This is a genomic window from Bacillus sp. GC_Bacil_1 (assembly GCF_026540675.1).
GTDB classification, from domain to species: Bacteria; Bacillota; Bacilli; order Bacillales; family Bacillaceae_G; genus Bacillus_A; species Bacillus_A cereus.
On record NZ_JALNUG010000018.1, the window covers coordinates 84,132 to 107,483 of the forward strand.

Sequence of the window (23,352 nt, forward strand, 5' to 3'; positions counted from 1 at the left end):
TCACCAACGTCATATTTTCGTGACGACAAGATGTATCATAACATGTATTCTGTATTCTTCGCAATACTTTTTTTCATTTTTTTATAAAAGATAAGAAAAAACTCATGCGGACATGAGTTTTTTCTTAAAATATCAATTAAGCTTCGTATACATTACGAACAATATTCGTTTGGTTACGATCTGGTCCAACTGAGAACATAGATAATTGAATTCCTGTTAACTCAGAAACACGTTCTACGTATTTTCGTGCATTTTCAGGAAGCTCGTCTAATGATTTTACACCAGTAATATCTTCTGTCCAACCTGGAAGCTCTTCATATACAGGCTCACATTTCGCTAAAATGTTTAAGTTTGCTGGAACTTCATCGATAACTTCGCCATTGTATTTGTAAGCAACACAAATTTTAAGAGTTGGAATATCTGTTAAAACGTCGATAGAATTTAATGATAGATCCGTTAAACCACTAACACGACGCGCATGTCTTACAACAACGCTATCGAACCAACCTACGCGGCGCGGACGACCAGTTGTTGTTCCGTACTCACGACCAACTTCACGAATTTGATGGCCAATTTCATCATTAAGTTCAGTAGGGAATGGACCGTCACCAACACGGCTTGTATATGCTTTACATACACCTACAACGCGAGTAACTTTCGCAGGACCAACTCCAGTTCCAACTGTTACACCACCCGCAATCGGGTTAGAAGATGTAACGAATGGGTACGTACCGTGGTCAATATCAAGCATAACACCTTGTGCACCTTCAAATAATACACGGTGATTGTTATCTAGTGCATCATTTAATACAACAGATGTGTCGCATACATATTGTGCGATTTGTTGTCCATATTCGAAGTACTCCTCAAAGATTTCTTCTACACTGAAACCTTCTGTATCGTACATTTTTTCAAACAAACGATTTTTCTCTACTAAATTGCGCTCAAGCTTCTCTTTAAATGCTTCACGATCTAAAAGATCAGCCATACGGATACCAATACGAGCAGCTTTATCCATATATGCAGGACCGATACCTTTTTTCGTTGTACCGATTTTGTTATCACCTTTACTAGCCTCTTCTAACTCATCTTGTTTTAAGTGATAAGGTAAAATAACGTGTGCACGGTTACTTACACGTAAATTATCAGTACTTACACCACGGTCGTGTAAGTATTTTAACTCTTCAAGTAATGCTTTCGGATCTACTACTAAGCCATTTCCGATTACACAAATTTTCTCTTTATAGAAAATACCAGATGGAATTAAGTGTAACTTATATTTAACTCCGCCGAAAACAATTGTATGTCCCGCGTTATTTCCACCTTGATATCTTGCAACTACTTCCGCATGCTCAGAAAGAAAATCAGTGATTTTACCTTTTCCTTCGTCGCCCCATTGTGTTCCTACAACTACTACTGAAGACATTATTAAAGCACCTCCGCAATTTTCAAACGATCTATTCAAACAATATAATTGTACCAAAACCGAAAAAGAAGTCAACCAAAAAGCGAACATTTTTTTATTAAAAATCATTTTCGTTCGTAAGAATTATGTTTTCACCTTATGAAAGCCTTATCTTTACACAATAAAAAAAGAAACACATCTTATTATAAGAAATGTGTTTCTTTTTTATACTGCCTTTATGCCCCATCCTCAAAGCGTCGTTCTAAGTTAACGAACTTATTGAACTCTTTGACGAATGCAAGTTCCACTGAACCTACTGGACCGTTACGTTGCTTTGCAATGATAATTTCAATCGTATTTTTATTTTCCGTTTCACGGTCATAGTAATCTTCACGATATAGGAAAGCTACAATATCAGCATCCTGCTCAATACTTCCAGATTCACGAATATCAGACATCATCGGGCGTTTATCCTGACGAGATTCTACACCACGAGATAACTGTGATAAGGCAATAACAGGCACTTGCAATTCACGTGCAATCCCTTTTAAAGTACGAGAAATCTCAGATACTTCCTGCTGACGGTTCTCACCTGATTTCCCACTTCCTTGAATAAGCTGTAAGTAGTCAATTAAAACCATTCCAAGACCTTGTTCTTGCTTTAGTCTACGACATTTTGCTCGAATCTCATTTACCTTAATTCCCGGTGTATCATCAATATATATACCGGCATTTGAAAGACTCCCCATCGCCATTGTTAATTTCGCCCAATCATCAGAAGTTAGTGACCCGGTACGAAGTCTTTGCGCATCGATATTTCCTTCTGCACAAAGCATACGCATAACAAGCTGATCGGAGCCCATCTCCAAGCTAAAAATCGCTACATTTTCATCCGTTTTCGTCGCTACGTTTTGTGCGATATTTAATGAAAATGCAGTTTTCCCTACTGACGGACGTGCTGCTACAATGATTAAATCATTTCGCTGGAAACCTGCCGTCATCTTATCTAATTCAGTAAATCCAGTTGGTATCCCAGTAACTTCACCTTTTTGATTATGCAAAAGTTCAATTTTATCATAAGCATCCACAAGAACATCTTTAATATTTTGAAATGCTTTTGCATTCGTTTGATGGGATACTTCTAATATTTTTTTCTCGGCCTCATTTAAAAGGCCGTCCACGTCATCTTCTCTCTCGTATCCATCCGACACTATATGAGTCGCTGTTCGAATTAAACGGCGTAAAAGTGCCTTTTCAGCAATGATACGTGCATAATATTCAACGTTAGCAGCTGTTGGAACAACTTCTGCTAACTCTGCTAGATAAGACACTCCACCAACTTCTTCTAGTAATCCTTGATCAGCCATCGCTGATGTCATTATTACTAAGTCGATCGGTTCTCCTTTATCAGATAATCCAAGCATGACCTCAAAAATCTTTTGATGTTTTGTTCGATAGAATGAATCAGGTACCAATAACTCCGATGCTGACGTTAACGCATCTTGATCAATTAATATGGCACCTAAAACCGCCTGCTCGGCCTCTATATTATGCGGAGGGGTACGATCAGCAAGTACATCACTCATACGCAATCCTCCTTGCTTAATTTATTTTTATTGTTCACTAACATGAACTTTTACTGTCGCTGTTACTTGCGGATGCAATTTCACTGTTACATTTGTGTAGCCTAATGCACGAATTGCATCATCCATTTCAAATTTACGTTTATCAAGTTTAATTTTATGTGATTTTTGCATCGCATCTACGATTTGTTTGCTCGTAATAGAACCGAATAAACGGCCACCTTCTCCAGATTTCGCCTTTAATTCTACAGTTAATTTCTCTAAAGTCTCTTTTAACTCTTTTGCATTTTCAAGCTCTGCTGCTGCATCTTTTTCTTCTTTACGCTTTTGAGCTTCTAAAGTTTTCATACTGCTATTTGTTGCTTCAGCAGCTAATCCTTGTTTTAGTAAGAAGTTATTTGCATAGCCATCCGGTACGTTTTTTATTTCTCCTTTTTTACCTTTACCTTTTACGTCTTTTAGAAAAATTACTTTCATGATTGTGTGCCTCCCTGTAAATAGTCATCAATAACAAATCGAAGCTTCTCCTCAGCTTCATCTACTGTAACATTTTTCATTTGTGTGGCTGCATTAGTCAAATGCCCTCCACCGCCTAAGTTTTCCATAATTAGCTGCACATTCACTTCACCTAAAGACCTGCTGCTAATTCCAATGAGATTCTCACCACGTTTCGCAACAACAAATGATGCAATAACCCCTGTCATCGTTAATAACGTGTCTGCCGATTGCGCAATAAGCACTTGATCGTAGTAATCATCACTATCAACTTTAGCAATCGCAATTCCATTTTTATAAATGTACGCATTTTTTATAGCTTTTGCAACCCGTAAATACTGATCCATATCTTCCTTTAAAAGTTCTTGTACAAGTACAGTATCTGCACCATGTGAGCGTAAATAAGAAGCAGCATCAAATGTACGAGCCCCTGTCCGGAATGTGAAACTTTTCGTGTCGACAATAATACCTGCTAACAATGCCGTCGCTTCTAGCATTGTCATCTTTAAATTTTTAGGTTGATACTCAAGTAATTCTGTAACCAATTCTGCCGTGGAAGAAGCATATGGTTCCATATAAACTAGCAATGGGTCTTCAATAAAATCTTCCCCACGACGATGATGATCAATAACTACTACATTTTCAATTTTATGTAACAGTTTTTGCTCCATCACCATAGAAGGTTTATGCGTATCAACAACAACAAGTAACGACTCATCATTTGCAAATTCCATCGCTTGCTCTGGAGTAATAAAATGAGACCATAACTCCTCATTTTGTTTCACTTTGTCCATCAAGCGTTTAATTCCCTTATCAGAATCATTTTCATCTAATACAATATATCCTTTACGCTCGTTTAATTGAGCCACTTTTAAAATACCAATCGCAGCACCAATTGCGTCCATATCAGGAGCCCTATGCCCCATGATAATGACATTACTACTTTCTAATACTAAATCCTTTAACGCATGCGAAATGACCCTAGCACGTACACGGGTACGCTTTTCAACGGGATTTGTCTTACCTCCATAGAACTTAACTTTACCTGTCGCTTGTTTAATAGCTACTTGGTCTCCACCGCGCCCAAGCGCAAGGTCTAAACCAGATTGAGCCATTGCCCCAAGCTCTGACAAAGGTAAATCACCTGATCCGACACCTACACTTAATGTAAGTGGTATATTCCTTTTAGATGTTTCTTCACGCACCTGATCTAAAATAATAAATTTCCCTTTCTCCATCTGCGTCAGAATACTTTCATTTAGCACAACGAAGAATCTTTCTGAAGATGCACGTTTTAAATACGCACCATACTTAAGTGCCCATTCATTTAGTCGCGATGTCACAAGACTTGTTATATTCGTACGTAATTGATCATCTAATCCTTGTGTAACTTCATCATAATTATCCAAATAAATTACAGCTAAAACAGTGCGTTGATCCTCATACATCTTTTCGATTTCCGTTTGTTCTGTTACATCAAAGAAATAAATTAACTTTTCTTCTTTCCTTACAAAAACGCGAAACTTTCGATTATTTAAAGAGACTATATCATCAGAAGTTTCTCCTTTAATGAAAAGAAGTAATGTTTCTGATACATCGTAAAGGTGCCATCCAGCTAACGCATGCTGTCCCAGGCATGAAGATAAATAAGGATTTGCCCAATCAATCCCGTAATCCTTATTGTATAACAAAATACCAATCGGCATTTGGTTAAATGCTTCATTACTGACTTTCTTTACCCTCGTAATCATATCTGTCGTATGCTTTTCGAAATTCCTTTGAAAATTAAGTTCAAATCGTATAACGATAAAGAACACGATACAAAAAATGATAAAAGCAGCTATCCCCATAATTAAATGAAAATAACAGAGAATTGAAATGAGCATAAACACAAAAAATGCCAATACATAAACAGGATATAAAAACCACTGTTTCTTATCAAATTCAGGCATGTATACAACTCCTATAAAGTAAAACTAACTCACCTTCCAGTTAGTTAAACAGATTAAAATAGTATAAGGAATATTATTTTATTCCCCTATTTTAGAACGCAACGAAATCCCTAAGTCAATTATACCTAAGATTGTCACAAGAGGAAACAGCATCGGAATAAACATGCATACAATAAAACTAATAATAGGAACCCCTTTAGTAAAACCTTTTCTATACGCTAAAAAGGAAATGAATGTAAGCCCTTGCAATACAAGCAATAGTGCAAATATGACATATAGGTTAGAAAATACCATATGTAAATATGATGTTGGATCTACTTTTATAAAAGTTGCTAACAAAATAAATATAACGTAATACCAAACAATACTCTTTGGTAATTGTAGATCTTTAAATTTAGGCCAAGGTATAATGTCATGTTTTAACTTTTTCAAAACACTACCTGATATTATCACTGTAATCCAAGAAAAACATACTGAAACTAGAACAAGTATACTTGGAAATAACGATTGTAATATATCATTCATTTGTGTAAGTAACTCTTTTTGTTCCTTACTAATCGGCATACCTATAGCACTTACTATCTTTTCACTTTGCACCATACTTTCACTAAACACACTTTGCATTTGCTTCATTATATCTATGTTGAAAAACTTTATACTCGCAACATAAATAAGTACAAAACCAATTAAGTATGCAAGCGTCCCCGCTATTAAGATTTCCACTGGCTTTTTTCTTGTTTTATACATATACCCTAAAACAATCCCTATCAATCCAAACATAGTTGTCTTCACTAAATTCATAGGTTGACTCACAATAATAGTAACAAAAAGTGCTGCTACAAAAATCACGAGCACATTAGATAGTTTATGTCTTATCGTTAATAGTATAAATGGTAACGGCAACGCAAAAGTTACAACAGTACCTAAAATCGGAACATACATAGATATAAGCAATAAAATTACATATATAGCTAATAACGCTGCGCCTTCTGTAATAAACTTTGTTTGTTTCACATTTTAACCTCTCTTTCAAAAAAGAAAAGCATAGCAAAATGCACAGTAGAGTCCGACTCTACTGTGCATTTCATACGCTATTATTCACCAACATATGGTAAAAGTGCCATTTGACGAGCACGTTTAATTGCAACTGTAAGTTTGCGTTGGTATTTTGCGCTTGTCCCTGTTACACGACGAGGTAAAATTTTACCACGCTCAGAAACGAAACGTTTTAATAAATCAACATCTTTATAGTCAATGCGAGTGATGCCGTTAGCTGTGAAGAAACACACCTTACGACGTTTCGCACGTCCACCTTTGCGTCCTGCCATGTCTATTTCCCTCCATTCTTTGTTAAAACTAACAAATTTACTGTATTAGAACGGTAAATCGTCGTCGGAAATGTCGATCGGTTGACCTACATTTGAAAATGGATCGTCATTCTTCGTAAATCCAGAGTTCCCTTGATTACCTTGGTTACCTGAATTACTAGATTGACCAAATGGGTTAGAGCCTTGGTTACCGAAACCAGCTCCTGATGGTTGCTGATTGAATGAACCACGTTGCTCCCCACCGCCATTACGCGGCTCTAAAAATTGTACGCTTTCCGCAAGAACTTCTGTTACATATACACGTTTACCGTCTTGTCCATCGTAATTACGAGTTTGAAGACGTCCATCTACGCCTGCTAAGCTTCCTTTTTTCAAATAATTTGCTACGTTTTCTGCTTGTTTACGCCATATTACACAATTAATAAAGTCAGCTTCACGCTCACCTTGTTGATTCGCAAATGCGCGATTCACAGCTAACGTAAAAGTAGCTACTGCAACACCATTGGGCGTGTAACGTAAGTCAGGGTCCTTAGTTAAACGACCAACGAGGATAACACGATTCATCAATCGAACCACTCTCCCTTATATATCAATTATTTTTCTTCTTCTTTAACAACGATATGACGAAGGATGTCTTCGTTGATCTTAGCTAAACGGTCGAATTCGTTAATCGCTTCTGCGTTAGAGTTCACGTTTAAGATCATGTAGAAACCTTCACGTAAGTCGTTGATTTCGTAAGCTAAACGACGCTTACCCCACTCTTTCGTGTTAATGATTTCTGCACCATTGTTTGTTAAAACACCTGCAAAACGTTCAACTAAAGCTTTTTGAGCTTCTTCTTCAACGCCAGGACGAATGATGTACATAATTTCGTACTTTCTCATTACACTTTCACCTCCTTTTGGTCTAAACGGCCCATAATGGGCAAGGAGCAATTAATTTATAGTAATTACTCACGAGTTTAGATTATATCATAGTAAGTTATATGAATCAACTCACCAATACATAAAAAACTTGGCAAACATATAATATATTCGCCAAGCTCATATCTTTATTTTTCCTAGGAAATATTAGATTAAACGTTAAAACGGAAGTGCATAACATCTCCGTCTTTTACGATATACTCTTTTCCTTCTAAACGTACTTTTCCAGCTTCTTTTGCAGCTGTCATAGAACCGTTTGTCATTAAGTCATCGTAAGAAACTGTTTCTGCACGAATAAATCCACGCTCAAAGTCTGTATGAATAACACCAGCACATTGTGGTGCCTTCATACCTTGTTTAAATGTCCAAGCACGTACTTCTTGAACGCCAGCTGTAAAGTAAGTAGCAAGTCCTAATAAGTCATATGCTGCACGAATTAATTGATCTAAACCAGACTCTTCAATACCTAGTTCTTCAAGGAATACTTTTTTCTCTTCCTCGTCTAATTCAGCGATTTCTGATTCGATTTTTGCACATACAACGATTACTTGAGAATTTTCATTTTCTGCAAATTCTTTTACCATTTGTACGTATTTATTTTCCGAAGGATCGATAACATCGTCTTCACTTACGTTCGCTACGTATAACATTTCTTTTGTTGTAAGTAAATGAAGGCCTTTAACAATCTTCATCTGCTCTTCTGTAAATTCAACAGTACGAGCCGGTTTCCCCTCTTCAAAAGCCTCTTTTAAACGAACTAAAATTTCATGCTCATATACAGCTTCTTTATCTTTTTGTCTTGCTAATTTCGCAACACGCTCGATACGCTTATCAACAGACTCTAAGTCCGCTAAAATTAGCTCTAAGTTGATTGTTTCGATATCATCAATTGGATCTACTTTCCCTGAAACGTGCGTAATATTTTCGTCTTCAAAACAACGAACAACTTGGCAAATTGCATCTACTTGACGAATGTGAGATAAGAATTTATTCCCTAAACCTTCACCTTTACTAGCACCTTTTACGATACCTGCAATATCAGTAAACTCAAATACAGTCGGAACAGTCTTTTTCGGTTCTACTAATTCCGTTAATTTATTTAAACGCTCATCTGGTACTTCTACAATCCCTACGTTTGGATCAATTGTACAGAATGGATAGTTTGCAGATTCTGCTCCTGCTTGTGTAATTGCATTAAATAAAGTGGACTTACCTACGTTAGGTAATCCAACAATCCCAGCCGTTAATCCCATATTTTTCACTCCTATGTCTCAATCTTTCATCATTATAGATAGTAACGAAAAAAATGACAAGTTTCCGCCAAACGAAAAAAAGTAACAGTTACCTACTGTAACTGTTACTCTCCCTCTATTCTTCGTGCTTCACAAGTATTTTTTTCACCTTACGATCAAACTCTCTTCGAGTAATCATTACTGAATGGTCACATCCCTCGCACTTAATGCGGATATCCATTCCCATACGAATAATTTTCCAACGATTCTCGCCACATGGATGTGCTTTCTTCATTTCCACAACATCGTACAAGTTATATTCCTTTTGCTCCACTCTTCAAACTCCTCTCCATACTAAATTGCTTTTCCACTAACCAATTCTTCACGATTGTATAAAACCATACGTGGATATGGAATTTCAATTCCATGTAAATCAAGACGATTTTTAATCTCTTTACGAAGTGCCCTTGCAATAACTGCATGTTGCATCGGCTCTACTTCAGCGATAACGCGTAATATAACTTCTGATGCAGCTAACGTTTGCACACCTAATAATTGAGGTGTTGTTACCATTTTTTCATACTTTGAAGGTAACTCTACTAATAAATCTTCAATAACCTGTTCTGCTTTCGCAATATCAGCCTCATATGAAATAGATACATCAACAAACGCTACACTATTACTAACTGAATAGTTAGTAACTTGAATAATACTTCCATTTGGTAAAGTATGAATTTCACCTGTCCAACTCTTTACTTTCGTTGTACGAAGTCCAATTTCTAAAACGACTCCTTCAAATTGACCGATTTTAACATAATCGCCAACTGAAAACTGATCTTCTAGCAAAATAAATAAACCTGTAATAACGTCTTTCACTAAACTTTGAGCACCAAATCCGACTGCTAAACCAATTACCCCAGCACCCGCTAATAAACCTGATGCATTAATATCAAACACACCTAAAATCGCAATTAGCATAATGAACATAACAACATACGCTACAATATTTTCAAGTAATTTCGCCACTGTAACTGTACGACGTTCTGAAATTTGAATTGGAGAACGACTCCCCATACGAAACGCATTTCGTACAACCGCTCTTGCAATTCGCACAACAACTGCACCAATTGTTAAAATAATACATATTTTTAATGTCGCAACTCCAATATGAGCCCAACGATCAGCATCTAATAAATACTGTTTCGTAGAATTAAACCACTTCGTTAATAAATCCATGTACCTCTACCTCTCTAGCTAAAATTTCTTTTTAGTTATCCTTATTATTGTATCAGAAGTCCTCTAATTGCTGAAAAAATTTTATGATTTTAATCCTATTTTATCCCCGCCATTCAGGTATAAAATGGAACGAATATATATATACTAGTACTATTATTTCCGTTTTCATTCACATTTTGCAAAAATTACGCACTTATAGCTTTCCATTTTTCTCACCATATAACATATATTGAAAATTTATTAAAAGGATGGGTGCTTCATGAACATTGGAAGTTTTCGCTTACCATTTTTTGAGAAAGAAACTCAAAACGTTATGCACCAAGATCTAGAAGCCTCTGAGATAATCAGTAATTTCTTACTTACCCATATTCCTATTAAAACTAATATACCACTCATTCTCGTTTGTATCGGAACAGATCGTTCTACAGGTGACGCACTCGGCCCGTTAGTTGGTACAAAACTTGAACAAATAGACATCAAAAACCTCCAAATATTCGGTACACTAGATGAGCCAGTACATGCACTAAATTTAGAAGAAAAAATTCAGAATATACAGAAAAAACATCCTACTGCATTTATAATTGCTGTTGATGCATGTTTAGGAAAGTCCCAAAATATTGGGTCAATCACTACTGGAAAGGGTCCTAGTAAACCGGGTGCTGCTATGAATAAGAAATTACCTGCAGTTGGTGATCTGCATATACACGGTATCGTCAATCTAAATGGGTTTATGGAGTTTTTCGTTCTTCAAAATACAAGATTAAGTTTAGTCATGAAAATGGCTGATGTAATCGCACAAAGTATAAAAGAGACGGATCAAAAATTATCCGCATTAAAAAAAGCAAACCATCTATAAATAATAAGATGGTTTGCTTTTTAATTTTTCTGTGCTAATAGTTCTAAAATACGATTTAAATCTTCTTTATTAAAAAATTCAATTTCGATTTTACCTTTTTCTTTTTTCGTCTCTTTAATTTTCACATCTGTGCCAAACTTTTCTCTTAAGAACGTTTCACGTTCTACGAAAAATATATTTCGCTCTTTTTTCACTTTTTTTGTTTCACGTGAAACGTGTTGATTAATCTCTTGGACGATTTTCTCTAATTGACGAACATTTAATCCTTCTTTTTCAATGCGTTTCAATAAGGACTTCAATTGTTCTTCGTCTTTTATCGTAAGTAAAGTTCTCCCATGAGCCATTGAAAGTTGACCATTTGCAATCATATCTTGGACGAACGAAGGGAGGCTTAATAACCGAGTATAATTTGCAATGTAAGGTCTGCTTTTGCCAAGACGTTTCGCTAATTGTTCTTGCGTTACATTTAGCTCATTCATTAACATCTGGTATGCCATTGCCTCTTCCATAGGATTTAAATCTTCTCGTTGTAAGTTTTCTAACAAAGCAAATTCCATCATTTGCTGTTCAGTTAATTGTCTTACAACCGCAGGTACCTTTTCTAAACCAGCCTCTTTTGCAGCACGAAATCGTCTTTCACCTGCAACGATTTCATATCCTTTAATACTCTTTCTAGCAATTAATGGTTGTAGAATACCGTGTTCCTTAATCGAAATTGCTAATTCCTGAATAGCCTCTTTATTAAAGTGTTTACGCGGTTGATATGGATTTGGCCTTAATTCAGTTACAATAATCTCCTGAATTGTTTCCTCTTCTTTCACATCTAAATCAGGAAAAAACACATTAATTCCTCTTCCTAATCCTTTAGCCACCTGCAATCACTTCCTCTGCTAAATCTATATATACTTCTGCTCCTCTTGATTTAGCGTCATACTGCATAATAGGTTTCCCATGACTTGGAGCCTCGCTCAAGCGTACATTACGCGGAATAATCGAGCGATATACTTTATCCCTAAAATACTTTTTCACTTCATCTATAACTTGGATCCCTAAATTTGTACGAGCATCCAACATTGTTAACAATACGCCTTGAATTGCTAAATTTTTATTTAAATGTTTTTGTACAAGTCGAACTGTATTTAATAGCTGACTTAATCCTTCTAGTGCATAATATTCACACTGTACAGGAATAATAACAGAATCTGCTGCTGTTAATGCATTAATCGTTAATAACCCTAAAGACGGGGGACAGTCGATAATAATATAATCATATTCATCACGAACTGGCTGTAATGCTCTTTGCAAACGTACTTCCCGGGAAATAGTCGGTACCAATTCAATTTCAGCACCAGCCAATTGAATTGTAGCGGGTAGAACATCTAAGTTTTCAGTTGCGGTTTTCTGTATAACCCCTTGAACATCTGCATCTTCCACAAGAACGTTGTAAATACATTGATCTAATTCAGATTTTTCAATTCCCACACCAGTCGTTGCATTTCCTTGAGCATCAATATCTACAAGAAGGACTTTTTTACCTACTTGCGCCAATCCAGCCCCTAAATTAACAGATGTTGTGGTTTTTCCAACACCGCCTTTTTGATTAGCAATAGCAATGATTTTTCCCATGATGTCACCTACTTTCAACCTTTCTATCTTATTCTAGTAACAATTACGTTTATTGTAACATGAAATAAAACTTTTTCTTTTACGTCCTTTATTAAACTTCAAAATTTATTTCTAAACTCCTTCTTCATTTAACAAGAAAATATAGTAAAAGAGACCTCTCCAATAGGATAAGGTCTCTAACACGTCATTATTATTTTTTCTTTGGAATTTTAATTGTAATTTGATAGTACTCATCAAATTCTTCTTCCTCAGAATTAACATTTAAACCACTTTCAGTAACCATTTGTAAAGATTGTCTAATTGTATTCATAGCAATCCTCGTATCTCGACTTACTGCTTTTTGCTTTGCCTTACGCTTCGGTTTTGCTTCCTCTAGTAACTTCGCAATTCGTTCTTCTGTTTGCTTTACATTCAGTTGTTTCTCCACAATTTCCTGTAAAACCTTCAGTTGTAATTCCTCATTTTTTAAAGGAATGAGAGCGCGGGCATGACGTTCTGTAATGCTTTTTTCTAATAATGCACTTTTTATTTCTTCAGGCAACTTTAACAATCGCAACTTATTTGCGATTGTAGATTGTCCTTTTCCAAGTCGTTGTGCCAATGCTTCTTGTGTTAAATTATGTAACTCAATCAGCTTTTGATATGCCACAGCTTCCTCGATTGCCGTTAGTTCCTCACGTTGCAAGTTTTCAATTAAAGCTACAGAAGCTGTCTCTGTATCATTTAAGTTCTTTATAATTGCAGGAACCTTTTCCCAACCTAACTTTGTTGCCGCGCGAAAACGTCTTTCTCCAGCAATAATCTCATACTTATCGTCCTCATATTGCCTTACAACAATCGGCTGAATAAGTCCATGTGTACGAATCGTTAATGCTAGCTCATCAATACGCGCATCATCAAAAACTGTTCTTGGTTGATAACGGTTAGGGGTAATATTTACTATCGGAATTTCTTGTATTTCCTCATATACCTTTTTATCTATCTCTTCATGGCTTTCGTCTTGTAATTCGAATTCGCTCTCTTTATCTCCAAAGCCAAATAAACGAGAAAACGTATTTTTCATACATATTCCACCACCTTTTAGGCCTATTGACTATTCTCCATAAAATGTTTCCTATGAAACATTTACGTTTTCATTTATATAATTTAATCTTACGTCTAATAAGATTTATTTTTCAATAGGTAATTTATTGGGTGTTCCCGGTTTGCGTGGATATTTCTTTGGTGTCTTGCGCTTTTTCTCGATTAATAAAATATTACGTTCACTCTCTTCAAACGGTAATTGGAACGTAGACATCTCTTTTAACTCTCCGCCTAGAACCTCTAAAGCATACTTGCCATTTTCGATTTCTTCGTTTGCTGCTGCACCTTTCATTGCAATGAATGTTCCTCCAACTTTTACAAGTGGTAAACATAGCTCACTTAATACAGAAAGACGCGCAACTGCACGTGCCATTACAATATCGTATGATTCACGTACACCTTCTTTTTTCCCAAATGTTTCAGCACGATCATGACAAAATGCAACATCACTTAATTCTAACTTTTGTGCTAAGTGATTTAAGAAATTAATACGTTTTTGCAATGAATCTACAATTGTTACTTTTAAGTGCGGGAAACAGATTTTTAAAGGAATACTTGGGAATCCAGCCCCTGCACCAACATCACAAATTGAGAATGGTTTTGAAAAATCATAATAAAAAGCAGCTGTAATGGAATCAAAAAAGTGTTTTAAGTATACTTCTTCTTTTTCTGTAATAGCCGTTAAGTTCATTTTTTCATTCCACTCTACTAATGTTTCAAAGTAGATTTTGAACTGCTCTAATTGTCTAGAAGAGAGGGTGATTCCCTTCTCTTCTAGCATAGATTGAAATTGTTCTATGTTCATCTAGCAATATCTCCTTACTATGTTATTGGTTCGATACGCGCGCAATTTTTCCTTGTTCTATATACACAAGTAAAATGGAAATATCCGCTGGATTTACGCCAGAAATACGTGAAGCCTGCCCCATTGAAAGTGGACGAACATCTTTCAATTTCTGTCTAGCTTCTGAAGCAAGGCTAGAAATCGCGTCATAATCAATATCTACAGGGATTTTTTTACTCTCCATTTTCTTCATTCGCTCTACTTGCTGTAAAGATTTTTCAATATATCCTTCGTACTTAATCTGAATTTCAACTTGTTCTGTAACTTCATCACTTAATTCTACTTCACTTGGTACTAAAAGATGAATATGCTCATATGTCATCTCTGGACGACGTAATAAGTCACTTGCACGTATTCCATCTTTCAATTCACTTCCGCCAATATTGCGAATTAATTCTTGAACTTCAGGACGTGGTTTAATAATAATGCTGCTTAAACGTTCCTTTTCCTGTTCAATTTGTAATTTTTTATTTGTAAATCGCTCATATCGCTCTTCTTTAATTAATCCAATTTCACGACCAACTTCAGTTAAACGAAGATCAGCATTATCGTGGCGTAATAATAGACGGTATTCTGCACGAGACGTTAATAAACGATATGGTTCATTTGTACCTTTCGTTACAAGATCATCAATTAAGACACCAATATAAGCATCCTCGCGGCCTAAAACAACTTCTTTTTTACCTAAAGAACGGCATGCTGCATTAATCCCAGCCATAAGCCCTTGTCCTGCCGCCTCTTCGTAACCAGAAGTTCCATTAATTTGTCCTGCTGTATATAAATTTTTAATCTTTTTCGTTTCAAGTGTTGGCCATAATTGTGTTGGCACAATTGCATCATATTCAATCGCATAACCTGTGCGCATCATTTCAACATTTTCTAGGCCAGGAATTGTTCTAAGCATGTCACGTTGTACATCTTCTGGTAGGCTTGTGGATAAACCTTGTACATATACTTCTTGTGTATTACGCCCTTCTGGCTCTAAGAAAATTTGATGACGTGGTTTGTCATTAAATCTTACTACTTTGTCTTCAATAGAAGGACAGTACCTAGGGCCTGTTCCTTTAATCATACCAGAATACATAGCTGAACGATGTAAATTTTCATCTATTAAACGGTGTGTTTCTGTACTTGTATATGTCAACCAACATGGAATTTGATCCATAATAAATTTCGTTGTTTCAAAAGAGAACGAACGCGGCTTATCATCACCTGGTTGAATTTCTGTTTTACTGTAGTCAATTGTATTACTGTTTACACGCGGAGGTGTCCCTGTTTTAAATCTAACAAGATCAAATCCAAGCTCCTCTAAATGCTCAGATAATGTAATAGACGGTTGTTGATTATTTGGACCGCTTGAATATTTTAAATCGCCCATGATAATCTCGCCACGTAAAAATGTTCCAGTCGTAATTACAACGGTTTTCGCTGTATATTCTGCACCAGCTTGTGTAACTACCCCTTTACATATACCTTCTTCAACGATTAAACGCTCTACCATTCCTTGGAACAACGTTAAGTTTGGTGTTTCTTCAATTGTTTTCTTCAATTCATGTTGGTAAGAGAATTTATCAGCTTGCGCTCGAAGTGCACGTACAGCTGGACCCTTACCTGTATTTAGCATACGCATTTGAATATGAGTTTTATCAATATTACGTCCCATTTCTCCGCCTAATGCATCAATTTCACGAACAACAATCCCTTTTGCTGGTCCACCAACAGAAGGGTTACATGGCATGAATGCTACCATATCTAAGTTAATTGTTAACATTAATGTTTTTGAGCCCATTCGTGCTGCCGCAAGACCAGCTTCACATCCTGCATGACCTGCACCGATTACTATGACATCGTATGAACCGGCATTGTATCCCATTGTTTATTCCTCCTAATAATCTCTATCTTTCTAAAACATCACTATATTATTTTCCTAAACAAAATTGAGAGAACAACTGGTCAATTAGGCTTTCATGGACTGTGTCACCAGTAATTTCACCAAGTATTTCCCACGTTCTTGTTAAATCAATTTGCACCATATCAATTGGTACACCATTTTCTATTGCCTCAATTGCATCACCGATTGTTTGTCCCGCTTGTGTTAATAATCCAATATGTCTCGCATTAGAAACATATGTCATATCTGTAGAATCGATTGTTCCTTCAAAGAATAAATCAGCTATTGCCTTTTCGAGTTCATCTATTCCTTGTTCCTCAATTAAGGATGTTGTAATAACACGATTTCCCTCGGCTAACTCTGTAACACGTTCCATATCAATCGCTTGCGGTAAATCAGTCTTATTCACAATAACAATAAAGTCTTTTCCTTGTACCGCATGGAATAGATCTTCATCCTCATTTGTTAAAGCCTCGCTATAGTTGACAACAACTAATACTAAATCTGCTTGGCTCATCATTTCTTTTGAACGCTCCACACCAATTCGTTCAACAACATCTTCTGTCTCACGAATACCGGCTGTATCTATAAGTTTAAGAGGTACGCCACGCACATTAACGTACTCTTCAATAACATCACGAGTTGTTCCTGCAATATCAGTTACAATTGCTTTTTTCTCCTGAACAAGGCTATTTAATAACGATGATTTTCCAACATTAGGCCTACCGATAATTGCTGTAGCAATACCTTCACGTAAGATTTTCCCTTGTTTTGATGTTTCTAATATTTTTTCGATTTCCGAACGAACATGCGTTGCTTTCTCAATTAAAATATTATGTGTCATCTCTTCTACATCATCGTATTCTGGATAATCTATATTTACCTCAACATGAGCTAATGTTTCTAATATTTCTTGACGTAAGCGACCAATTAATTTAGATAATCGCCCTTCCATTTGATTAATTGCTACATTCATCGCACGATCTGTTTTTGCTCGAATCAAATCCATAACAGCTTCTGCTTGTGATAAATCGATACGTCCATTTAAAAAAGCACGTTTTGTAAATTCGCCCGGTTCTGCCAATCGTACTCCTTGCGCTAGAATAAGTTGCAATACTTTATTTACTGAAACAAGTCCGCCATGACAGTTAATTTCCACTATATTTTCACGTGTAAAAGTCCTCGGTGCGCGCATAATAGACACCATAACTTCTTCAATAACTTGATTTGTATCTAAATCAACGATATGACCATAATGAATAGTATGAGAAGAAACCTCTGTTAAATCCTTCCCTTTAAAAATACGGTCAACTTTCTCCACCGCATCATCCCCACTTACTCGAACAATGGCAATTGCACCCTCTCCAAGCGCTGTGGAAATCGCAGCAATTGTATCAAATTCCATGTCCTTTCACCTCACTTGCTTATTTATCTCTATTTCAACATGATTATTTCTTTCACTAAATTATTAGGATACCATAACGAACCTATCTACAAAAGAAGAATAACTCATTTTATTATATCCCCATGTAAAAAACACTAAACTTATTCACAGTGGATAAGTTTAGTGTTTTTTAGTTATCCACATCTATTTTTCGCTCAAAAAAACCGGCACTCATTTGAGCAACCGGTCATTTAGGAGATATTACAACATGCCGATGTGGTTCATTTCCTTCAGAAGTTGTTTTGATACCTTGATGATTTGATAATGCCTGATGAATAATTTTTCGTTCAAAAGATGGCATCGGTTCTAAAATAACTCTTTTTTTCGTATTAGATACTTGTTTCGCTAATCGATAAGAAAGTGATTCTAACGTACTTTTTCTTTTACTACGATAATTTTCAGCATCTAGTGTAATACCGATATACTGCTTCGTGTTACGATTTGCGACAAGTTTTGTTAAATACTGTAAAGAGTTCAATGTATTACCTCTTTTTCCAATTAAAACTCCTACATCATCACCAGAAATTGTAAATTCAATCTCGCGTCCTTTTACAATTTTACTAATTTCAACTTCCACACCCATATTGTGAATAACATTTCTTAAATATTCTTCACATTCCTGAATTGGATCTTTCTTCAATACAACTTCTACTACTGCAGGACGATTCCCAAATAAACCTAAGAACCCTCTTTTACCCTCATCGACAATATTTATATCTACTCGATCTTTTGATGTGTTTAATTGCCTTAAAGCATCCTCTACTGCCAGCTCGACTGTTTGTCCTTTAGCAGTAATTATACTCACTTGCTTGAGCCTCCAGCTTTGTTAGCCTTAATCTCTGGCCCTTTGATAAAGTACATTTGAGCAATACCAAAGATATTACCAACAACCCAGTAAAGTGATAATGCAGCTGGGAAGTTAATTGCAAAGATTAAAATCATAATCGGCATAAGCCAAAGCATCATTGCCATTTGCGGATTTTGACCAGCTGTTCCTGCCATTGCAAGCTTTTGCTGAATAAATGTCGTAATTGCCGCAACAACTGGTAAGATATAGAACGGATCTGCCTGTCCTAAATCAAACCATAAAAATGTATGTTCACTAATTGCTGTTGTTCTCATAATCGCATGATAAAACGCGAATAAAATAGGCATCTGAACAAATATCGGTAAACATCCTGCCAATGGATTTACACCATTCTTTTGATATAACTGCATCATTTCTTGTTGTAGTTTTTGCTGCGTTGCTTGATCTTTAGAACTATATTTCTCTTTTAACTTCACCATTTCTGGTTGTAACGCTTGCATTGCCTTTGTACTCTTCGTTTGTTTAATCATTAATGGTAATAATGCAAAACGAATGATAAGAGTTGTAATAACAATTGCTAAACCGTAATTACTGTTAAATAAGTCGGCAAAATACGTGATTAACTGAGAAAGTGGATATACGAAATATTCATTCCAAATCCCAGTACTTTTCGATGTAATCGGCTGACCCGTTTCACTACAACCGGTGGCAATCGCCATTAATGCAACGACCATGGCTAGTAAACCTAATTTCTTTTTCAAAGCCTACTCCTCCTTGTATCGGTATGTATATAGTGTAATTCATTTCCTTACGCTACTTTTTTATTCTTTTCATACCAGAGCGTTTAAAGACATGAATTAAGCTTTTCTTTACTTCTTCATATGTCATCTCTGCACAAGGCTTCCTTGCTATTATAACAAAATCTTTTCCAGAATCTATCTCATCTTTTAACTCTGTAATAGCCTGACGGACCATGCGCTTAATTCGATTACGAACTACTGCATTTCCTATTTTCTTGCTAACAGAAAGGCCGATGCGAAAGTTTGGCTGTTCTTCTTTATCTAATTGGTATACAACAAACTGACGATTCGCATTTGATTTTCCTTTTTGAAAAACCGCCTGGAATTCATCATTCTTCTTTATACGATGTTTTTTCTTCATATCAATTGACACTCCTGTATTTCATCAGCGGAAATTCACTATTATTAGAAAAAAAGACCACTGAACGATCAGTGGTCTACGCAGATAATACTTTTCTTCCTTTACGACGACGAGCTGCTAGCACTTTACGTCCGTTCGCTGTGCTCATACGGCTGCGGAAACCATGTACTTTGCTGCGCTTACGTTTATTTGGTTGGTAAGTTCTTTTCATTATATGACACCTCCCTGAGGAATATCTGTTAAAGACAGTCCTATAAATTATAGTTAATTAACTAGGAAAATGTCAATGGTTCTAGAAATTTTCATCAAATATTCATTTTGAACCTATTCACATACTTTTTCACAGCATCTATATTTCCTTGTGGATAAATGTTTTTTCACGTTTTTTATATCCACAAACTTTTTTCCCACTTTTACACAGTATATCGTGTTGTGGACAAGTTTATTCCACAAGGTATTGATTTTGTGGATAACTTTCTTAAATTCATTGCTATAGCCACTTTTTTTTGATATTATAGTTGTGTTTTCACTTTGAATAAGTTTTCCATACCTTTATCTTATCCACAATTTGTGTATAACATGTGGACAGTTTTAATCACATGTGGGTAAATAGTTGTCCACATTTGCTTTTTTTGTCGAAAACCCTATCTCATATACAAACGACGTTTTTAGGTTTTAAAATACGTTTCGTATAAATATACATTTTATATTTATTAGGTTGTACATTTGTTGCGCAACCTTATTCTTTTACCATCTTAGTAAAGGAGGGACACCTTTGGAAAATATCTCTGATTTATGGAATAGTGCCTTAAAAGAATTAGAAAAAAAGGTAAGCAAGCCTAGTTATGAAACATGGTTAAAATCAACAACGGCTCATAACTTGAAGAAAGACGTATTAACGATTACAGCTCCAAATGAATTTGCTCGTGACTGGCTAGAATCTCATTACTCAGAACTAATTTCGGAAACACTATACGATTTAACAGGGGCAAAATTAGCAATTCGCTTTATTATTCCCCAAAGTCAATCGGAAGAGGACATTGATCTTCCTCCAGTTAAGCGGAATCCAGCACAAGATGATTCAGCTCATTTACCACAGAGCATGTTAAATCCAAAATATACATTTGATACATTTGTTATCGGCTCTGGTAACCGTTTTGCCCATGCAGCTTCATTAGCTGTAGCCGAGGCGCCAGCTAAAGCGTATAATCCACTCTTTATTTACGGGGGAGTTGGGCTTGGAAAGACGCATTTAATGCACGCAATTGGTCATTATGTAATTGAACATAATCCAAATGCAAAAGTTGTATATTTATCATCAGAAAAATTCACGAATGAATTTATTAACTCTATTCGTGATAATAAAGCTGTTGATTTTCGTAATAAATATCGCAACGTAGATGTTTTATTGATAGATGATATTCAATTTCTTGCTGGAAAAGAACAAACTCAAGAAGAGTTTTTCCATACATTTAATGCATTACACGAAGAAAGTAAACAAATTGTAATTTCTAGTGATCGACCACCAAAAGAAATTCCAACTTTAGAAGATCGTCTTCGTTCTCGCTTTGAATGGGGACTTATTACAGATATTACGCCGCCAGATTTAGAGACACGAATTGCAATTTTACGCAAAAAGGCAAAAGCTGAAGGGCTTGATATACCAAATGAAGTTATGCTTTATATCGCAAATCAAATTGATTCAAATATTCGTGAATTAGAAGGTGCACTTATCCGAGTTGTAGCTTATTCATCTTTAATTAATAAAGATATTAATGCTGATTTAGCAGCTGAAGCACTTAAAGATATTATTCCAAATTCTAAGCCGAAAATTATCTCTATTTATGATATTCAAAAAGCTGTCGGAGACGTTTATCAAGTAAAATTAGAAGATTTTAAAGCGAAAAAACGCACAAAATCAGTTGCGTTTCCTCGCCAAATTGCAATGTATTTATCACGCGAACTTACGGATTCCTCTTTACCAAAAATAGGTGAAGAATTTGGTGGACGTGATCATACAACAGTTATCCATGCCCATGAAAAAATTTCTAAACTACTAAAAACCGATACGCAATTACAAAAGCAAGTTGAAGAAATTAATGGTATTTTAAAGTAGTAGCTGAATAGTGTGAATAACTTACCTTGTTTTACGCACAGTCTATCCACATGTAGATAGACTGTTTTTACATCCTTCAAAGGGGTTATCCACATATCCACAAGCCCTATTACTATTACTACTATTTTTTTATCTTTATTAATTAAATAAAATCTTATACTTACCGGAGGTTTTTCTTTATGCGTTTTACAATACAAAAAGACTATCTTGTAAGAGGTGTACAAGATGTAATGAAGGCAGTTTCTTCTCGTACAACAATCCCTATCCTTACGGGAATTAAAGTTGTAGCTACTGAAGAAGGGGTTACATTAACAGGAAGCGATGCTGATATTTCTATTGAATCGTTTATTCCTGTCGAAGAAAATGGAAAAGAAATCGTAGAAATAGCTCAATCAGGAAGCATTGTTTTACAAGCAAAATATTTTAGTGAGATTGTAAAAAAACTACCTAAAGATACTGTCGAAATTTCTGTGGAAAATCATTTTATGACAAAAATAAAATCTGGAAAATCAGAATTCAACTTAAATGGTTTAGATTCTGCAGAATATCCGTTATTACCACAGATTGAAGAACATCATGTATTTAAGATACCAACAGATTTACTTAAGCATATGATCAGACAAACTGTATTTGCAGTTTCTACTTCTGAAACAAGACCAATCTTGACAGGTGTAAACTGGAAGGTATATAACAGCGAGTTAACTTGTATTGCAACAGATAGTCATAGACTAGCACTTCGAAAAGCGAAAATCGAAGGACATAATATTGCAGATGAATTTCAAGCTAATGTTGTTATCCCAGGTAAGAGCTTAAATGAATTAAGTAAGATTCTAGATGAGTCTGAAGAAATGGTGGATATCGTTATTACGGAGTATCAAGTATTATTCCGTACAAAACATTTATTATTCTTCTCAAGATTGTTAGAAGGAAATTATCCAGATACAACACGTTTAATTCCAGCAGAGAGTAAAACGGATATTTTTGTGAATACAAAAGAATTCCTACAAGCAATTGATCGTGCTTCACTATTAGCGAGAGATGGCCGCAATAACGTTGTCAAATTATCAACTTTAGAGCAAGAAATGCTAGAGATTTCTTCGAATTCACCAGAAATCGGAAAAGTTGTCGAAGAAGTACAATGTGAAAAAGTGGATGGAGAAGAGTTAAAAATATCTTTTAGTGCAAAATATATGATGGATGCATTGAAAGCCTTGGATAGTACAGAGATTAAAGTTAGTTTTACTGGGGCGATGAGACCGTTCTTAATTCGTACAGTAAATGATGATTCAATTATTCAATTAATTTTACCAGTTCGTACTTACTAGGTAAGGAATAAGGGTTGCTAGTTTAAAGATGCTAGTGGCCCTTA

At 35.6% G+C, this 23,352-nt stretch carries 24 protein-coding genes; 3 read left to right on the plus strand and 21 right to left on the minus strand.

Annotated elements, in window-relative coordinates; translation table 11 throughout:
• Positions 1-136 precede the first annotated feature (136 nt).
• From OXT04_RS23425 to OXT04_RS23475, 11 genes are all read right to left on the minus strand, one after another.
• Positions 137-1,426, minus strand: coding sequence for an adenylosuccinate synthase (locus OXT04_RS23425; RefSeq protein WP_000100230.1), 1,290 nt, complete (start codon positions 1,424-1,426; stop codon positions 137-139).
• 215 nt (positions 1,427-1,641) lie between these two features.
• Positions 1,642-2,991, minus strand: a complete 1,350-nt coding sequence (dnaB, locus tag OXT04_RS23430) for a replicative DNA helicase (RefSeq protein WP_001286147.1) — start codon at positions 2,989-2,991, stop codon at positions 1,642-1,644.
• A 27-nt stretch (positions 2,992-3,018) separates the two neighbouring features.
• Positions 3,019-3,465: a 50S ribosomal protein L9 gene (gene rplI, locus OXT04_RS23435; RefSeq protein WP_000864223.1), complete on the minus strand. Its 447-nt coding sequence runs from the start codon at positions 3,463-3,465 to the stop codon at positions 3,019-3,021.
• Positions 3,462-5,435: a DHH family phosphoesterase gene (locus tag OXT04_RS23440; RefSeq protein WP_267417940.1), complete on the minus strand. Its 1,974-nt coding sequence runs from the start codon at positions 5,433-5,435 to the stop codon at positions 3,462-3,464. The genes rplI and OXT04_RS23440 overlap by 4 nt, the downstream gene beginning before the upstream one ends.
• A gap of 78 nt (positions 5,436-5,513) precedes the next feature.
• Entirely contained in the window at positions 5,514-6,449 is a 936-nt protein-coding gene (locus OXT04_RS23445; RefSeq protein WP_023523631.1) for a YybS family protein, read from the minus strand.
• 80 nt (positions 6,450-6,529) lie between these two features.
• A complete protein-coding gene (gene rpsR, locus OXT04_RS23450) occupies positions 6,530-6,763 on the minus strand; it encodes a 30S ribosomal protein S18 (RefSeq protein ID WP_000918873.1) in 234 nt (77 codons plus the stop codon).
• 45 nt (positions 6,764-6,808) lie between these two features.
• Entirely contained in the window at positions 6,809-7,330 is a 522-nt protein-coding gene (gene ssb, locus OXT04_RS23455; protein ID WP_002094213.1) for a single-stranded DNA-binding protein, read from the minus strand.
• Positions 7,331-7,356: 26 nt separating this feature from the next.
• Entirely contained in the window at positions 7,357-7,647 is a 291-nt protein-coding gene (gene rpsF / locus OXT04_RS23460; protein ID WP_001233781.1) for a 30S ribosomal protein S6, read from the minus strand.
• Between the two features lie 191 nt (positions 7,648-7,838).
• Positions 7,839-8,939 carry a redox-regulated ATPase YchF gene (gene ychF / locus OXT04_RS23465; RefSeq protein ID WP_000524670.1) on the minus strand — a complete coding sequence of 367 codons (1,101 nt, stop codon included), beginning with the start codon at positions 8,937-8,939 and terminating at the stop codon, positions 7,839-7,841.
• A 115-nt stretch (positions 8,940-9,054) separates the two neighbouring features.
• The gene (locus tag OXT04_RS23470; protein WP_000435486.1) at positions 9,055-9,252 is read right to left on the minus strand and encodes a DUF951 domain-containing protein; all 198 of its coding nucleotides are present in this window, start codon (positions 9,250-9,252) and stop codon (positions 9,055-9,057) included.
• A gap of 20 nt (positions 9,253-9,272) precedes the next feature.
• Positions 9,273-10,154: a mechanosensitive ion channel family protein gene (locus tag OXT04_RS23475; RefSeq protein ID WP_000365115.1), complete on the minus strand. Its 882-nt coding sequence runs from the start codon at positions 10,152-10,154 to the stop codon at positions 9,273-9,275.
• A 259-nt stretch (positions 10,155-10,413) separates the two neighbouring features.
• Here OXT04_RS23475 and yyaC point away from each other — a divergent pair, with 259 nt between their 5' ends.
• Positions 10,414-11,010, plus strand: coding sequence for a spore protease YyaC (gene yyaC / locus OXT04_RS23480; protein ID WP_001020709.1), 597 nt, complete (start codon positions 10,414-10,416; stop codon positions 11,008-11,010).
• Positions 11,011-11,030: 20 nt separating this feature from the next.
• Here the strand turns inward: yyaC and spo0J are convergent, their stop codons facing one another.
• The 10 genes from spo0J to rpmH form a co-directional block, all read right to left on the minus strand.
• Positions 11,031-11,882: a stage 0 sporulation protein Spo0J gene (spo0J, locus tag OXT04_RS23485; protein WP_078400658.1), complete on the minus strand. Its 852-nt coding sequence runs from the start codon at positions 11,880-11,882 to the stop codon at positions 11,031-11,033.
• A complete protein-coding gene (gene soj / locus OXT04_RS23490) occupies positions 11,875-12,636 on the minus strand; it encodes a sporulation initiation inhibitor protein Soj (protein ID WP_000516114.1) in 762 nt (253 codons plus the stop codon). Before soj ends, spo0J begins: the two co-directional genes overlap by 8 nt.
• 190 nt (positions 12,637-12,826) lie before the next feature.
• Entirely contained in the window at positions 12,827-13,699 is an 873-nt protein-coding gene (gene noc / locus OXT04_RS23495; RefSeq protein ID WP_000799016.1) for a nucleoid occlusion protein, read from the minus strand.
• 105 nt (positions 13,700-13,804) lie between these two features.
• Positions 13,805-14,524 (minus strand): 16S rRNA (guanine(527)-N(7))-methyltransferase RsmG, encoded by a 720-nt coding sequence (rsmG, locus tag OXT04_RS23500; RefSeq protein WP_001019628.1) that lies wholly within the window; start codon positions 14,522-14,524, stop codon positions 13,805-13,807.
• Positions 14,525-14,546: 22 nt separating this feature from the next.
• Positions 14,547-16,436 carry a tRNA uridine-5-carboxymethylaminomethyl(34) synthesis enzyme MnmG gene (gene mnmG / locus OXT04_RS23505; RefSeq protein WP_000541052.1) on the minus strand — a complete coding sequence of 630 codons (1,890 nt, stop codon included), beginning with the start codon at positions 16,434-16,436 and terminating at the stop codon, positions 14,547-14,549.
• A 46-nt stretch (positions 16,437-16,482) separates the two neighbouring features.
• Positions 16,483-17,859: a tRNA uridine-5-carboxymethylaminomethyl(34) synthesis GTPase MnmE gene (gene mnmE / locus OXT04_RS23510; RefSeq protein ID WP_000393762.1), complete on the minus strand. Its 1,377-nt coding sequence runs from the start codon at positions 17,857-17,859 to the stop codon at positions 16,483-16,485.
• Between the two features lie 226 nt (positions 17,860-18,085).
• Positions 18,086-18,703 (minus strand): RNA-binding cell elongation regulator Jag/EloR, encoded by a 618-nt coding sequence (jag, locus tag OXT04_RS23515; RefSeq protein WP_000022795.1) that lies wholly within the window; start codon positions 18,701-18,703, stop codon positions 18,086-18,088.
• Positions 18,700-19,467 carry a YidC family membrane integrase SpoIIIJ gene (spoIIIJ, locus tag OXT04_RS23520; RefSeq protein ID WP_000727740.1) on the minus strand — a complete coding sequence of 256 codons (768 nt, stop codon included), beginning with the start codon at positions 19,465-19,467 and terminating at the stop codon, positions 18,700-18,702. Before spoIIIJ ends, jag begins: the two co-directional genes overlap by 4 nt.
• Before the next feature lie 52 nt (positions 19,468-19,519).
• A complete protein-coding gene (gene rnpA, locus OXT04_RS23525) occupies positions 19,520-19,867 on the minus strand; it encodes a ribonuclease P protein component (RefSeq protein WP_000726621.1) in 348 nt (115 codons plus the stop codon).
• Positions 19,868-19,943: 76 nt separating this feature from the next.
• Positions 19,944-20,078, minus strand: coding sequence for a 50S ribosomal protein L34 (gene rpmH / locus OXT04_RS23530; protein WP_000831901.1), 135 nt, complete (start codon positions 20,076-20,078; stop codon positions 19,944-19,946).
• A 564-nt stretch (positions 20,079-20,642) separates the two neighbouring features.
• On the opposite strand from rpmH, the gene dnaA reads away from it, so the two are divergent.
• Both dnaA and dnaN read left to right on the plus strand, forming a co-directional pair.
• Positions 20,643-21,983 carry a chromosomal replication initiator protein DnaA gene (dnaA, locus tag OXT04_RS23535; protein WP_000428028.1) on the plus strand — a complete coding sequence of 447 codons (1,341 nt, stop codon included), beginning with the start codon at positions 20,643-20,645 and terminating at the stop codon, positions 21,981-21,983.
• Between the two features lie 179 nt (positions 21,984-22,162).
• Positions 22,163-23,308 (plus strand): DNA polymerase III subunit beta, encoded by a 1,146-nt coding sequence (dnaN, locus tag OXT04_RS23540; RefSeq protein ID WP_001212886.1) that lies wholly within the window; start codon positions 22,163-22,165, stop codon positions 23,306-23,308.
• Positions 23,309-23,352 lie beyond the last annotated feature (44 nt).

Excerpts from the sequence above, each read along its gene's own strand:
- OXT04_RS23425 (WP_000100230.1), bottom strand. The coding sequence starts at position 1,426 with ATGTCTTCAGTAGTAGTTGTAGGAACACAATGGGGCGACGAAGGAAAA.
- dnaB (WP_001286147.1), bottom strand. The coding sequence starts at position 2,991 with ATGAGTGATGTACTTGCTGATCGTACCCCTCCGCATAATATAGAGGCC.
- rplI (WP_000864223.1), bottom strand. The coding sequence starts at position 3,465 with ATGAAAGTAATTTTTCTAAAAGACGTAAAAGGTAAAGGTAAAAAAGGA.
- OXT04_RS23440 (WP_267417940.1), bottom strand. The coding sequence starts at position 5,435 with ATGCCTGAATTTGATAAGAAACAGTGGTTTTTATATCCTGTTTATGTA.
- rpsR (WP_000918873.1), bottom strand. The coding sequence starts at position 6,763 with ATGGCAGGACGCAAAGGTGGACGTGCGAAACGTCGTAAGGTGTGTTTC.
- rpsF (WP_001233781.1), bottom strand. The coding sequence starts at position 7,647 with ATGAGAAAGTACGAAATTATGTACATCATTCGTCCTGGCGTTGAAGAA.
- ychF (WP_000524670.1), bottom strand. The coding sequence starts at position 8,939 with ATGGGATTAACGGCTGGGATTGTTGGATTACCTAACGTAGGTAAGTCC.
- OXT04_RS23475 (WP_000365115.1), bottom strand. The coding sequence starts at position 10,154 with ATGGATTTATTAACGAAGTGGTTTAATTCTACGAAACAGTATTTATTA.
- yyaC (WP_001020709.1), top strand. The coding sequence starts at position 10,414 with ATGAACATTGGAAGTTTTCGCTTACCATTTTTTGAGAAAGAAACTCAA.
- soj (WP_000516114.1), bottom strand. The coding sequence starts at position 12,636 with ATGGGAAAAATCATTGCTATTGCTAATCAAAAAGGCGGTGTTGGAAAA.
- noc (WP_000799016.1), bottom strand. The coding sequence starts at position 13,699 with ATGAAAAATACGTTTTCTCGTTTATTTGGCTTTGGAGATAAAGAGAGC.
- rsmG (WP_001019628.1), bottom strand. The coding sequence starts at position 14,524 with ATGAACATAGAACAATTTCAATCTATGCTAGAAGAGAAGGGAATCACC.
- mnmG (WP_000541052.1), bottom strand. The coding sequence starts at position 16,436 with ATGGGATACAATGCCGGTTCATACGATGTCATAGTAATCGGTGCAGGT.
- mnmE (WP_000393762.1), bottom strand. The coding sequence starts at position 17,859 with ATGGAATTTGATACAATTGCTGCGATTTCCACAGCGCTTGGAGAGGGT.
- rnpA (WP_000726621.1), bottom strand. The coding sequence starts at position 19,867 with ATGAAGAAAAAACATCGTATAAAGAAGAATGATGAATTCCAGGCGGTT.
- rpmH (WP_000831901.1), bottom strand. The coding sequence starts at position 20,078 with ATGAAAAGAACTTACCAACCAAATAAACGTAAGCGCAGCAAAGTACAT.
- dnaN (WP_001212886.1), top strand. The coding sequence starts at position 22,163 with ATGCGTTTTACAATACAAAAAGACTATCTTGTAAGAGGTGTACAAGAT.